Genomic DNA, 12,640 nt, shown 5'->3' with positions numbered 1-12,640 from the left:
ACATTACTCCTAACCTTAGCCATGCCTAGCATGGCTTTTTTATTACTGTTTTATAACAGTTGCACAGCAACCCCACCTATTCGCTATACTAATGCCATGATAATAAAAAAGAACCGTTAATATGTCAGATGCTCACAGTTATTTACTCGGAGAGAATGCTCTAGTTCTTTCCTTAAATGTAAACGCCCCATCGCAAGCTCAGCAGCGTAAACTGTTCGCTCTGTGCGCAGCGCTAAAAGACAGCAATGCATTTATCGATATTGTACCAGCAAAGTCTTCCGTCACAGCTTACATGGCTAACCCAAATGACTATCAATATTGGCTTAAGCATGTCATGTTACTTTGGCATGAATGTGATGATTTTGCTTTTGATGCAAAAACACATTTTATCGAAACAATTTACGGAGGGGAATTTGGCCCTGATCTGAACGATGTGGCTAAACGAGCTTGCTTAACAGAGCGTCAAGTAGTTCAGCTACACTGTTCCCAAACATATCAAGTTGAGTTTTTAGGGTTTTTACCTGGGTTTGCTTATCTAGGTAAACTGCCATGTGAATTGCAGCTTCCTAGAAAAACAAAACCAAGGAAGCTAGTGCCTAAAGGCTCCGTGGCTATCGCTGAAGATCTGAGCGCCATCTATCCCAACCAATCCCCAGGCGGATGGCATTTACTTGGCCGTTGTCAGCACACCTTATTTAATCCAAATAATCAGCCACCAAGCCTCTTTGCGCCAGGCGATAAAATTAAATTTGTACCGCTTAAGGAGGGCGTATGCTAAAAGTCAACAAAAGTGGCGTAATGGCAAGTGTTCAAGATATTGGCCGCTTTGGTTATCGCCATTACGGTGTTTGTCGCAGCGGTGCATTAGACCCTTTTGCAGTATGTTTAGCGAACTTATTACTAGACAATCCTGTTCATAAAGCCGTCATAGAAATCACCATTGGTCTTGCGGAGTTTGAGTTTACCTCAGCCTGTAATTTCGCCCTCACTGGGGGCTGCTTAAATGCGAAACTGGCTGACAAAGCGATTTATCCCGGCTGGCGCTATTACGCCAGTGCTGGTGACGTACTAACTTTTGGTACTAGTGCTCATGCCCAACGCGCATATGTGTCAGTTGAAGGAGGATTTGAGCTGACTCCAGTGTTGAATTCATGTGCTACCGATCTGCAATCTCACTTTGGTGGCTTTCAAGGTCGAGCACTGAACTCTGGCGACTCCCTCAATTACCACACATCAAGCGTCAAACTAAATACTCTCGGAGTTAAGCAGCCTCCATACTCCCAGCAGGTACGAGTACTTAAAGGGCCACATTGTGATAAGCTGCCCGCAAATACGTTTGAACGCTTTATTGAACAGTCTTGGCGTGTTAGTGAGTTAAGTAATCGGATGGGTAGTAGATTACTCTGTGACGAACCATTAAATCATGAGGTCTCTATAACAACGCAGGCCGTTCACCCTGGTATCGTACAACTGCCACCCAGTGGTGAGCCAATCGTGTTACTTAATGATTGTCAGACTACTGGAGGCTATCCGATCCTCGCTAGCGTTATCGACGCTGACTTACGCCTGTTCAGTCAGTTTGGCGCCAACCAAACGTGCCAGTTTGTTCCGTGTACGTTAGCAGAGGCTCGTAAAGCCAGTGATAAACTCAGTGCACACTTAGCACAATTTTCATTGGCAAAAAATAATAATAACTAGAGTAATATTATGACTGAGTTAAACCTTTTGCCTTTAATAGGTATCGTCATTGTTGTGTTTGGATTTGCACTACGTTTTAATCCTTTACTCGTTGTCTGCGTCGCTGGTTTAATGACTGGCTGGGCTGTGAATATTAATTTTCTCTCAATGCTTGAAACCTTCGGCGAAAAGTTTATGAACTCACGCCAATTAGCCAGCTTTCTGTTGATATTACCCGTTATTGCCTTATTGGAACGATACGGTTTACAACAAAGGGCTAAATCTTGGGTTGCCAGTATAAAATCAGCCACCACATCGCGTATTTTAAGTGTGTACTTTGTTGTAAGAGAGTGTTCCGCAGCGCTAGGGCTACTAAGCCTCGCTGGACAGCCTCAGACCGTCAGACCTTTGCTTGCCCCTATGGCCTTAGGTGCTGCAACCAATGTTCACGGCACGCTTCCCAAACACGTCCAGGACTTGATAAGCGCCCATGCTGCGGCCTGTGATAACATCGCAGTATTCTTTGGTGAAGATATATTTATTGCTTTTGGCGCAGTATTGTTAATGGATGCATTTCTCAAAGAAAACGGTATTGGCGGTATAGAGCCATTGCATATTGGCCTTTGGGCAATTCCTACCGCGATAGCGGCACTTATTGTACATCTGTTCAGACTGGCTCGTTTAGAATCCAAAATTTATCAACTAATGAACGAGCTTGACCAAGACAGTAAGGTTGAATTGAATGAGGAGCTGTCATGAGCGCGCCTGTAACCACTGCCACTGAGACTCAGTCTATACTGTCTATCAATAATATTTATTTGCTAATTGGATTTGTTGTCATGTTTTTGGTCGTAAAAACCCTGCAAGACACAGGTCATCCCAAAAGACTAAGCACCGCCCTATTTTGGTTTCTATTCGGTAGTGTATTTTTATTTGGTGACTTATCGATCAAATTATTTGGCCCCTCAATGACCTATCAATGGGTAGGTGTAAGTGTACTGCTTATCGCACTACTTGCAGGACTAGGTAAAGTTTCCATGGGCAGTTATGACGTCCCATCAGAGCAAGCGCTAAACACCTCTGCACAGCGTATAGGTAATCATTTATTTATTCCTGCGGTCATGATCCCAGTTGTAACCGTTGTTTGCACACTACTGCTAAGCGATATACATATTGCTAACACCTATTTATTTGATCAAAAGCATGTCACTTTAGCAGCGCTAACATTAGCTTGTGGTGCCGCGTTATTAGTAGGTTGGAAGCTGACCTCTGGTTCGCCATTACTCGCGCTAAGTGAATCGCGACGACTCGTTGATTCAATTGGCTGGGCAGCAATTCTGCCACAGATGTTAGCCATGCTGGGCGGCGTTTTCATCGTCGCCCAAACAGGCACCGCGATTCAAGAGCTTGTTACCATATTCATTTCGCCTGACAACCGTTTTATGTTGGTCGTTTTGTATTGTACGGGAATGGCTCTTTTTACTATGATAATGGGTAACGCATTTGCTGCTTTTCCGGTGATGACTGCGGGCATCGCTGTACCATTTTTGATTCAAGGCCATGGTGCTTCAGCAGCGCCACTGGTAGCTATCGGTATGTATTCAGGTTACTGTGGTACCTTAATGACACCTATGGCCGCAAACTTTAATATCGTGCCAGCGGCACTTCTTGACTTAAAAGACAAATATCAGGTTATCAAGGTACAGATCCCAACAGCATTAACCTTGTTAACTATCAATATCTTGCTCATGTATGGAGTCATCTTCAATGACTAGGACACAAAAACCCAGTATTTTACTCACTGGTTTCGCACCCTTTGGAGGCGAACAGATTAATCCTTCTTGGCAAGCTGTTTCTCAACTTGAAGGAGAGCATATTGGCGGCTTTATCGTTCATACCAAGGAACTTTCATGTGAGTTTGATGCCTCTTTACAAGAGCTACACATAGCAATTGATAAATACGCACCACAATTGGTGCTGTGTATTGGTCAGGCTGGAGGCAGAGCAGAAATATCGCTAGAACGCGTAGCAATAAATATTAACGACGCACGCATAGAAGATAATGCGGGTAAACAGCCCATTGATACCCCCGTTATCGCAGGTGGTCCTGCTGCATATTTCACGAATTTACCCATCAAGCGTTTATTGCTCGCTTTGCAGCAGGCTGAGATCCCAGCTGCCATCTCAAATACAGCGGGTACCTATGTCTGTAATCATGTAATGTACGGCTTGATGCATTTGATAAATCAACATGATACACATGTCAAAGGTGGGTTTGTTCATATCCCATATTTGCCCTCACAGGCAGTTAATCATCACGGCGCACCAAGTATGAGCTTAGATACGATTGTAAATGCGTTAAAAGTGATTATGACCTGTGCAATTCAAGACAAACAAGATATTAAAATAGCTGCTGGCACGACACACTAATCTCAAGCTGCTTTAAAAAACGCTCAGTTTTCAAAAATTACTATCGAGTATATCCGAAAACTGAGCGGTTAATTGCCTATTAATTACTTATTTGATCTTTATAAACGTTAAATAAATCGTGCTGTAATGGGTCTAGAATCTTCTTCTCATAGCCTACAAACACCTCTATCAGTTCCTGCGCTGACATAGAGCCAGATGCTTTAGTTTGAATATAGTTAAGAGTTGAGACCGCAATCGGTGTAGAGAACGATGAACTATGAAAGACCGAGTATATCGGACCTGCAGTGAGCACCCCATATAAAGTCATTGGGAATGCGCGCGCGCGGCTTTTTATCCCGCCGTCTTTATAGCCACCTGTTGGCACGTATACATCACTACACATCCAAATGTTATGATCATCCGTACTCAATTGTGCATTGTCGTTAATACCTTCAATTGGCACTGATTCGATTCCTAAACTCTTCATAGATGTAAGTGGGTTCGCGACTCGCAGTCGTGGGCTAATATCAGAGTCGCAGTCAATTGGGAATTGTGCATCATCTTCAGACAATGCATGATCCGCCTTAGGTATTCCCGCCTGAACGAGTAATGGATGACGCATCTCATTCAATTCAGTGGTGTATGTCATCGTTGATAGTTTGTCAATGTAACGATGTTCGAGTGCCATAAGGGAATCCATCACTGATTGACTTAGCAATTTGCCGCATTTTGCAGACACAGATTCATTGAGCACTTGTGTAGAGACACCAAATGAGGCATTAATCAAACTAATCTGATGCTGCTTGATCACAGCTTGCAATCCAGCTAATGCTCTATTTTGCTTGCTTGCTAAGTTGTCTAGTTCTTGCGTCACAATATCTAGATCTTCACTATCCAGTGCCTCGCAAGAACTCGCCGTCATCCAGTGCTTGTCTTCTACCAATAAAAGCTGTGCTTTAGGGTTATATTCAAATAAAAAGCTGGCAACATGAGCACCATGCCCATCGCCAAGAGAAAAAGGCGCATCTTTTTCATTTATCAAAGGCAGAAACTTTGCGGCAAAATCTACCGAGATCTCTGAAAAATTAATGGCTGATAAACTTTGGCTTGCGCCACTTACTTTTGCAAATATACGTTCCGCATCCTCTGGTATTTCGAATACAGGTCTATATGCAACAAGGTTCAATTCAGAATCAAACGACATGAGATCAATAACCCTATCCCGATAAGCTGAAATGGCTTGCTTTGCCAAACCAAAATCAATCACTAAGATGCGTTGTTTTTCATCAAATTTACTTGCATTAAATGGCTTAGGTTCGAAAACCACTTCTACAAGATCACAGCTACCTGGAAAACCGTTGCAACTGGACTGAGATACAAGCTGAGTCACCTCATCAATAATCACCTGATCCTGTTCAAGTACGGGGTACTTAGGAAATACAATCCCCTGCTGCTGAACCAAACGGTTTGCGGGTGTAGGAGGAACCGTATCAGGCTCAGGTTCAGGCTCTGGCTCAGGTTCAGGTTCAGGTTCAGGTTCAGGCTCTGGTTCTGGCTCATCTGGGACCACTATTACTGGCTTAGATGTATCATCATCTGTGGGAATTGCAACATCATCGCTTCCACACCCAGATAATGATGTGACAACCAGCGATGAGATGATCAGTCTTTTCATAATTGCTCCTTGACCAATTTTAAGCGAGTTCTTAACTCTTCCATTTTACTATCTGGCAATAAGAGTACTGTTTCAGAGAGTGATAGTCCAGTTGTAAATAGGTCGTGACTTTTTTTTGAATAACCTGAAAACTCGATGATCTCTTCAAAGTTACTCATCAGCTCATCTTGCGTAAGAGAGTCAGTATATTTAAACATCAAGTCCACATAATCATGCTCAACGCCCTTAACCCACGGTTCATTATTTATTCTTTTTGAGAGATCATAAATGGTATGCTCGATGGCATCTCGTTGACCATTTTTTGATAAATAGCCCAAGTAATCTATCGCCAATAGTCTTGCGTGTGCTTGGTTTTCGCCAAAAACTGACTCAGCTAATTCAGTTTTTACTAAGATATCTTGCTGTAATTTTAGCATTTTTGGGTCTAGTGCCCACTTTTCAAATAAAGCGGTTTTCTTCTGAGCTCGGTCTGCATACTGATTAAATTCGATATAATCACCTACATCTTCTATCGCTAAAGCTAAAACTGATGCATCAAATATACTAGAGTGCGCATTGCCAACTGATATCGAGTCTGCTGCATCGCCTGTGATCTCTTTGTCGCCCTTAATTGTTGCGTCATACGTATTACTTACTATTACTTGACTCTCTGGTGATTGCTTTACTGCAGTGTTCTGTGCGCCAGTAAATTGTGTTATCGCAAAGATTGTACCTAAAATACTCAGTGAAATAACAAACGCTAGGTGGTATTTTTTAATCATAATAGTTCCTACAAAAACCAACTGCTGATACAACTTGGCATACCCGCAGTTGGTTAAATTATCGCTGTGTATTACTGTCTAACTTTGAATTTTGCCATCTCACTCATCAGAATGTTCTGCCAGTAAAGGTCACCCATTACTAAGCCATTCGCGATTACTAAGTGACCTTGCTCGTCATCTGAATTTGTCAGCAAGTTATAAACAACTTGGTCTTGTGCACCTTGTTCAATTGAAGTGATCACATCTATCGAACCATCTTCTTTTACTAGCTTGTCGCCAACACTTAAGTTACGCGCTACATCCATTTTGCCTGATGCTAATAATACGCCATGCTCTTCTGATAGACCGATACGAATACCAGACGCTGTTTTAACAATCACAAGAGGTTTCTCTTCAGGACCCTTAGTAGTATCTGCTACTTGTTCTAGGTCAAACTGAACGTCAGACATAGTTGCCGTTTCAGTCATTGCAAACACGTCGAATTGTTTTTCATTGTTAAACAAGTCTTCGATGTTCACTTGACTATTGACATTGCTACCAGTTAAACGAGCAGAAATTTTTGTACCCAGCTCAAAACAGCCACAACGACAAACCGCGATGAGTTTGGATGGATCGAATTGGTTACAGATTGGCGCAAAGTTGTTCGCTTTTGCATAGTAGTACTCTGTATCGTTAATGCAGTTTCCACGAGCGTAATCACGGTACTGTCTGCATTGTTCTTGAGATAACTCTGTTCCGTTACAACGTGATTTAAGTTGATCGACATATTTTTGATCTAGAAAACGGTTTGTTTCAGTTGTGCCAGTACCGCCACCACCACCGCCACCACATTCGATGGCCATTTCACCATCGGCAGCTAAAAGACAAGGCTCTGGATATTCAGGCACTGGCATACGCGCCTCAGCGCTGGTTGCCATCATAAAAGCCACAGAGAAAGTAAACAGCAACGCTACATTTTTTAGAATATTCATTATTTTTCCTTAATTTTTATATGATTAATTCTGTTGTTCTGTTAGACGAGGTTTGTACCAACACTTAGGACGAAACGCATCGTTTGCATTGGGCACATCAAGCGCTTTGGAAATGCTTGCACAGTGGTTACGCGCAGACTCTAGCTCCGCATAGATAGATTGACGACCTAAGGCAGCATCTTTTCCTGGGATAAGGAAGCTATCGTCTTCGATTTTGCACAATGCACCTTCAACATAAGTATCGAGGCGACATTGTGCTTGAGGGTGGTTTTCATAAGTTTTTGCGACAACCGTTTCATCTCTGTCATCAAAACTTACGTGTTGTCCACGTCCGGCAGCTAGCAACTTAGCCAACGAAAGACCCGCCATTGAGGATCTATAACAAAGGTTTTGCTCGTAATAACTACCATACGTATTATCACACTGTCTTTTGGCTGTTGGATGAACTGAGTATCTGTATTGACTGTTATCGTCGTTGCCCCAGATTTTTTTTGCACAGGAATGTGAAGCAAAATAGTCAGACTGCCCTTCACTTGATGCCCAACGAGTTCCTTTGAACGGGAACCCACCTAAGTGGTGGCCTAATTCATGACACACAACCAACGCGAAACCATCAGCAGTGACTTCTGGTGCTCTTGCCAAACCACCAAACATCGACACTATCCAGTTATTACCTTGCTGCATAGCGTAAGCATTAACCGTATCGTCTTCCCAGTTTCTCTTCCAAACCAAGTTCGCACCATGAGAGTTGACTAGTGGTTCATAGTACATATTTACTTCATCAATAATACGATTGAAGTCAGCTTCACTCATGTTCCCGCCGCCAGCATTATGCCGTAAATGTAAGTTATTCTCTGGCATAAAAATTTCAGCGTGTTTTACCTGAGATGGGCTCTCAATCTCACCTATTCCTGAAGAGTGAGCCTGAACCCCACCAGCAAAAACTGCCATCATTGATGCAGAGATTACTGTTATTTTTAATTTAATCATTTTTAAATTTTCCTTATTTAACTGATTCGTACACATTGCCGTGTACCCAAGCAATTTAAGGAAAATAAGGGACAAAAAACATACAAAAATTAGTTGCAATTAACACAATATTCTGTTTTTTTATTGAATTCATCAACATGAATAATGAGCAAACTTCTATGATTTAAAGCCGCAATTTATAAGTTTATAAAACAAGCTACTAAGAACCCACTTCATATTTTTATTATAAATATTAACACAAAGTTTATTTTGTTAATATTTGGGGTATAATTTTTTGTAATCATCGTGTCCATTGACATTACAAAAAAATATAAAGAAAATTTCTATTTGTTATTTTTAAATATTGTAAACTTTCGAATTTATACTCTATTTAATAACATAAAGCTCTCTTCAACAATCAGTAACATGCTCTCGCTGAATGTACTTTCTCCGATATAAATTGCTACTAATGTACCACTGCGTTTTGGCTCTCTAATGGGTGTCTTTCCGCCCAAACGTACAATATGTAGGCGTTGCGCTGCTGAGTTCATGTAAAAACGCCTGCGAATTCAACTTAAATGCCTTGCACCAAATAGATGCAAACTGGTTACTGAAAAACCTAAGCATGGCTAATTTTTTCTAATAACTGACCGAAAACGATTTGACGGAAAGATGCAGCCACAAGCTTTGCACCACCTTGGGGCGAAACCTTAGAAAATTGCACCAATATGGCATTAAATAATTCAAAGAAAATCTACTTTTATATGTGACTTGGCGTGCCAATTCTGATACATCTAAGGCTATTGCCAAGTCATACAGTTCACGCATGGCTCCTAGTGCTTGACGGTTTAAAGCGTTAACGCATCAAAGTTAGCTGTGTCTTATCACTTGGCTCGTCTATAAGATCATATTTCTTATATATACATACAAAGTTTTAAGAAGTCTGATCAACATAACAACAAATCAACACAGGAATGAGGTAATTTATGTGTTCAATTTTTGGCGTATTGGAGCTTAAGTCCGATCCCATCCAGCTTCGTAGTCAAGCGATAGAAATGTCAAAACTGTTACGTCACCGTGGTCCAGACTGGTCAGGTGTGTATTCATCTGATAAAGCCATATTAGTCCATGAGAGGCTGGCAATTGTTGGTGTTTCAAGCGGTGCTCAACCATTGTATAACCCAGAACAAACACATATCTTAGCGGTAAATGGCGAAATCTATAACCACAAAGAGTTGGCTAATAGCTTAACGGTAGATTTTGAATTTCAAACCGAATCAGACTGCGAAGTTATTTTGGCTCTTTACAAACAAAAGGGGCCGGAGTTTTTAGACGATCTTAATGGCATTTTTGCTTTTTGTTTATATGACGAAGAACAAGATGCATACCTGATTGGTCGTGACCACATTGGCATTATTCCCTTATATACTGGTCGAGATCATCATGGAAACTTCTATGTTGCTAGTGAAATGAAAGCATTAACGCCGATTTGTACCCAGATAGAAGAGTTTCCTCCAGGCCATTACCTATATTCGACAGACGGTGAGTTACGACCTTACTACAAAAGAGACTGGCAACAATTTGAGTCGGTAAAGAATAATGAATCAAGTGTCAGCGACGTCAAAGATGCACTCGAAGCTGCGGTTAAACGTCAGCTAATGTGTGATGTGCCTTATGGGGTATTACTTTCAGGCGGGTTAGATTCTTCTGTAATATCTGCAATCACTCAGAAGTTTGCAGCCAAACGTATTGAAGATAATGATGCATCAGATGCTTGGTGGCCAAAACTACATTCTTTTTCTATTGGTTTAGAAGGCTCACCAGATTTAGCGGCCGCACAAAAAGTTGCAGATGCCATCGGTACAGTACACCACCCTATTCACTTTACTGTTCAACAAGGGATCGATGCGCTAAAAGAGGTTATCTACCACCTTGAAACATATGATGTAACAACGGTTAGAGCTTCGACACCAATGTACTTGATGTCTCGTCAAATTAAAGCAATGGGAATCAAAATGGTACTATCAGGGGAAGGTGCTGACGAGTTATTTGGAGGCTACCTATATTTCCACAAAGCACCAAATGCGCAAGAGTTTCATGAAGAGCTAAACCGTAAGGTGGCTAAGCTTCATATGTTTGACTGCTTACGTGCGAACAAATCAATGGCAGCTTGGGGTGTCGAGGCGCGAGTTCCATTTTTGGACAAAGAATTTATCGACGTCGCGATGCGTACTAATCCCGATTACAAAATGTGTAAAGATGGTCGAATAGAGAAGCACATTTTACGTGAGGCGTTTGATGGATATTTACCTGAAGAAGTGCTTTGGAGACAAAAAGAGCAATTCTCAGATGGGGTTGGTTACAGTTGGATAGATTCTTTAAAAGCCCATGTCGAAGAGCAAGTCTCTGATCAAGAATTAGAAAATGCAAAATATCGCTTCCCTATTAATACTCCTGAGAGTAAAGAAGCATATTATTATCGCCAGATATTTACTGAGCATTTCCCTGGCGATGCAGCTGCACACTGTGTTCCTCATGGGAAATCTGTTGCATGTTCAACTCCCCAAGCCCTTGCTTGGGATGAGTCATTCCAAAACAACGCGGACCCTTCAGGCCGTGCAGCAAGCGTGCACAATGAGGCATACAAAGCAAAAGCTTAATGCTAAATATGATAATAAAAAACCCAGCGCATGCGCTGGGTTTTTTTATTCTGACAATCGTAAAAATACGATTAGACTAGATAAAACGCTTAATAATAAAATCAACCTTTACACGTTTTGCCTGACCCAGTAATTTTTTCACAGGCAATGGGTAATCATCCAATGTTTCAACATCTTCAGGCCCGCTAAGCAAGCGACAGTTTGCCAAAATAGCCTGCTTTTCTTTCTCAATATCTTCTAGAATTTGCCTATCAGGGTCTTCAATCAGAAGACCATTTTCTATGTCTAACCCCCAAGCTCTTGGGTTAAGGTTATGACCACTCAATAGGTGAGTATGATTATCTTTACATATCCCTTTTAGGTGAAATGAGTTGCTACCTTCTTTCCACAAATATACTTTTAGCTGTCCGGACTTAATAAAGCGATGTTGAGATTTTAAAAACTTTCTCAGTATCGTTTCATACAGATACGGGAGCGCTCCGATACGACTAAACGGTTGGCTCGGACATATATAAAAATCGTTGGCAGTTTTATCACCAACGACAATGCTAACCTGTAACCCTTGTTTCAGTAAACGACGCAATGAACGCAATAAAGGTGCAGGAAAGTTAAAATAAGGTGTATACAACACCAATTCATGCTCAGTAGTATCAAACAAACTCTTAATTAATCTGTTTAATTTATTTGTTCTCCTACCAAAGCCTAAAAATGCTCTAACATTAAGACCTTCATTACTGTTTGCACCTTCAAAAGTATACTTGGCCTTCTTAAGGTCACGCATGAGTTGTTTTTGGGCCAGTTTAATGTCCGCCAGTTTTGGCAACGGCCTAGTATCCAAACGCGCCACTGCTTCGGAACTCAAGAGATACTTTTCAATAAACTGACAAAAACTATTTGCTAGTAAAGATTGCTCTATCACAAAGTATCTGTCTAACCGATACTTATCTTCATAGTGCAAATACACATTATTTAAGCTCGCCCCGCTGTATAACACAGTATCATCAATGACAAAGCCTTTAAGATGCAACACTCCAAATAATTCTTTCGCTTTTACTGGGACGCCGTAAACTTTTACGTTACTTTGCGTTTGTGCCAACTTGTCACAATATAACTTTGCATTTCCTTCCGATCTTTGTTCACCGATCAAACCTCGTTGTGCTCGATGAAAATCAACTAATACGTTAATTTCAAGCGACGGATTTGCTAGAGACTTTTGATGTAACGCGTCTAAAATCTCCCGCCCAGCTTCGTCGTCTTGTAAGTACAATGCGGTGATATAGATCCTTTGCTTTGCACCATCTATCAAGTCGAGTAACTCATCATGATATTGCTTTGCATTCGTTAAAATTTGGATTTTATCAGCTGCCAATGCAAATCCAGGTGTATCCTGCCAAAATGCCATAAATACCTATTCGTTAGGGGCTATTCTCAAGAGAATAACGAAACAAAATTACTATGAACATACCAAAAAAAAACAATTTGATCACCGAATAGCGTTAGTTTTGCCTCTGATGGCTT

General features: G+C 41.3%; 12 protein-coding genes. 6 read left to right on the top strand and 6 right to left on the bottom strand.

Translation table 11 applies throughout. The features are described 5' to 3' along the window. Positions 1 to 121: 121 nt before the first annotated feature. Genes pxpB through pcp form a run of 5 tightly spaced genes read left to right on the top strand, consistent with a single transcriptional unit; the run spans position 122 to position 4,107 of the window. Positions 122 to 778, top strand: coding sequence for a 5-oxoprolinase subunit PxpB (gene pxpB / locus BIW53_RS02865; RefSeq protein ID WP_070990308.1), 657 nt, complete (start codon positions 122 to 124; stop codon positions 776 to 778). Continuing rightward, positions 772 to 1,698, top strand: coding sequence for a 5-oxoprolinase subunit C family protein (locus BIW53_RS02860; RefSeq protein WP_070990307.1), 927 nt, complete (start codon positions 772 to 774; stop codon positions 1,696 to 1,698). The genes pxpB and BIW53_RS02860 overlap by 7 nt, the downstream gene beginning before the upstream one ends. A 9-nt stretch (positions 1,699 to 1,707) precedes the next feature. Then, a complete protein-coding gene (locus BIW53_RS02855) occupies positions 1,708 to 2,436 on the top strand; it encodes a DUF969 domain-containing protein (protein WP_070990306.1) in 729 nt (242 codons plus the stop codon). Beyond that, complete coding sequence (locus BIW53_RS02850; RefSeq protein WP_070990305.1) at positions 2,433 to 3,452, top strand: DUF979 domain-containing protein; 1,020 nt, start codon at positions 2,433 to 2,435, stop codon at positions 3,450 to 3,452. The genes BIW53_RS02855 and BIW53_RS02850 overlap by 4 nt, the downstream gene beginning before the upstream one ends. Next, positions 3,445 to 4,107: a pyroglutamyl-peptidase I gene (gene pcp / locus BIW53_RS02845; RefSeq protein WP_070990304.1), complete on the top strand. Its 663-nt coding sequence runs from the start codon at positions 3,445 to 3,447 to the stop codon at positions 4,105 to 4,107. The genes BIW53_RS02850 and pcp overlap by 8 nt, the downstream gene beginning before the upstream one ends. A gap of 79 nt (positions 4,108 to 4,186) precedes the next feature. Here the strand turns inward: pcp and BIW53_RS02840 are convergent, their stop codons facing one another. The 5 genes from BIW53_RS02840 to BIW53_RS20815 all read right to left on the bottom strand — a co-directional run bounded on the left by BIW53_RS02840 (position 4,187) and on the right by BIW53_RS20815 (position 9,013). After that, positions 4,187 to 5,761 carry a hypothetical protein gene (locus tag BIW53_RS02840; protein WP_070990303.1) on the bottom strand — a complete coding sequence of 525 codons (1,575 nt, stop codon included), beginning with the start codon at positions 5,759 to 5,761 and terminating at the stop codon, positions 4,187 to 4,189. Continuing rightward, entirely contained in the window at positions 5,758 to 6,522 is a 765-nt protein-coding gene (locus BIW53_RS02835; RefSeq protein ID WP_070990302.1) for a hypothetical protein, read from the bottom strand. Before BIW53_RS02835 ends, BIW53_RS02840 begins: the two co-directional genes overlap by 4 nt. A 71-nt stretch (positions 6,523 to 6,593) precedes the next feature. Beyond that, positions 6,594 to 7,493: a Hint domain-containing protein gene (locus BIW53_RS02830; RefSeq protein WP_070990301.1), complete on the bottom strand. Its 900-nt coding sequence runs from the start codon at positions 7,491 to 7,493 to the stop codon at positions 6,594 to 6,596. Between the two features lie 24 nt (positions 7,494 to 7,517). After that, positions 7,518 to 8,483, bottom strand: a complete 966-nt coding sequence (locus tag BIW53_RS02825; protein ID WP_070990300.1) for a hypothetical protein — start codon at positions 8,481 to 8,483, stop codon at positions 7,518 to 7,520. 359 nt (positions 8,484 to 8,842) lie between these two features. Further along, a complete protein-coding gene (locus tag BIW53_RS20815) occupies positions 8,843 to 9,013 on the bottom strand; it encodes a hypothetical protein (protein WP_175442081.1) in 171 nt (56 codons plus the stop codon). A 435-nt stretch (positions 9,014 to 9,448) separates the two neighbouring features. Between BIW53_RS20815 and asnB the strand changes: the two genes are divergently transcribed. Beyond that, positions 9,449 to 11,122, top strand: coding sequence for an asparagine synthase B (asnB, locus tag BIW53_RS02820; RefSeq protein WP_070990299.1), 1,674 nt, complete (start codon positions 9,449 to 9,451; stop codon positions 11,120 to 11,122). A gap of 76 nt (positions 11,123 to 11,198) precedes the next feature. Here asnB and pssA read toward each other — a convergent pair whose 3' ends face one another. Beyond that, positions 11,199 to 12,524, bottom strand: coding sequence for a CDP-diacylglycerol--serine O-phosphatidyltransferase (gene pssA, locus BIW53_RS02815; RefSeq protein WP_070990298.1), 1,326 nt, complete (start codon positions 12,522 to 12,524; stop codon positions 11,199 to 11,201). Positions 12,525 to 12,640 lie beyond the last annotated feature (116 nt).

This window comes from Pseudoalteromonas byunsanensis (assembly GCF_001854475.1).
Taxonomy (GTDB): Bacteria; Pseudomonadota; Gammaproteobacteria; order Enterobacterales; family Alteromonadaceae; genus Pseudoalteromonas; species Pseudoalteromonas byunsanensis.
This window is presented reverse-complemented; position numbering and strand designations above follow the sequence as displayed.

What these genes read in the sequence shown, in the direction of transcription:
- pxpB (WP_070990308.1), top strand. Translation starts at nt 122, where the DNA reads ATGTCAGATGCTCACAGTTATTTACTCGGAGAGAATGCTCTAGTTCTT.
- BIW53_RS02860 (WP_070990307.1), top strand. Translation starts at nt 772, where the DNA reads ATGCTAAAAGTCAACAAAAGTGGCGTAATGGCAAGTGTTCAAGATATT.
- BIW53_RS02855 (WP_070990306.1), top strand. Translation starts at nt 1,708, where the DNA reads ATGACTGAGTTAAACCTTTTGCCTTTAATAGGTATCGTCATTGTTGTG.
- BIW53_RS02850 (WP_070990305.1), top strand. Translation starts at nt 2,433, where the DNA reads ATGAGCGCGCCTGTAACCACTGCCACTGAGACTCAGTCTATACTGTCT.
- pcp (WP_070990304.1), top strand. Translation starts at nt 3,445, where the DNA reads ATGACTAGGACACAAAAACCCAGTATTTTACTCACTGGTTTCGCACCC.
- BIW53_RS02840 (WP_070990303.1), bottom strand. Translation starts at nt 5,761, where the DNA reads ATGAAAAGACTGATCATCTCATCGCTGGTTGTCACATCATTATCTGGG.
- BIW53_RS02835 (WP_070990302.1), bottom strand. Translation starts at nt 6,522, where the DNA reads ATGATTAAAAAATACCACCTAGCGTTTGTTATTTCACTGAGTATTTTA.
- BIW53_RS02830 (WP_070990301.1), bottom strand. Translation starts at nt 7,493, where the DNA reads ATGAATATTCTAAAAAATGTAGCGTTGCTGTTTACTTTCTCTGTGGCT.
- BIW53_RS02825 (WP_070990300.1), bottom strand. Translation starts at nt 8,483, where the DNA reads ATGATTAAATTAAAAATAACAGTAATCTCTGCATCAATGATGGCAGTT.
- BIW53_RS20815 (WP_175442081.1), bottom strand. Translation starts at nt 9,013, where the DNA reads ATGAACTCAGCAGCGCAACGCCTACATATTGTACGTTTGGGCGGAAAG.
- asnB (WP_070990299.1), top strand. Translation starts at nt 9,449, where the DNA reads ATGTGTTCAATTTTTGGCGTATTGGAGCTTAAGTCCGATCCCATCCAG.
- pssA (WP_070990298.1), bottom strand. Translation starts at nt 12,524, where the DNA reads ATGGCATTTTGGCAGGATACACCTGGATTTGCATTGGCAGCTGATAAA.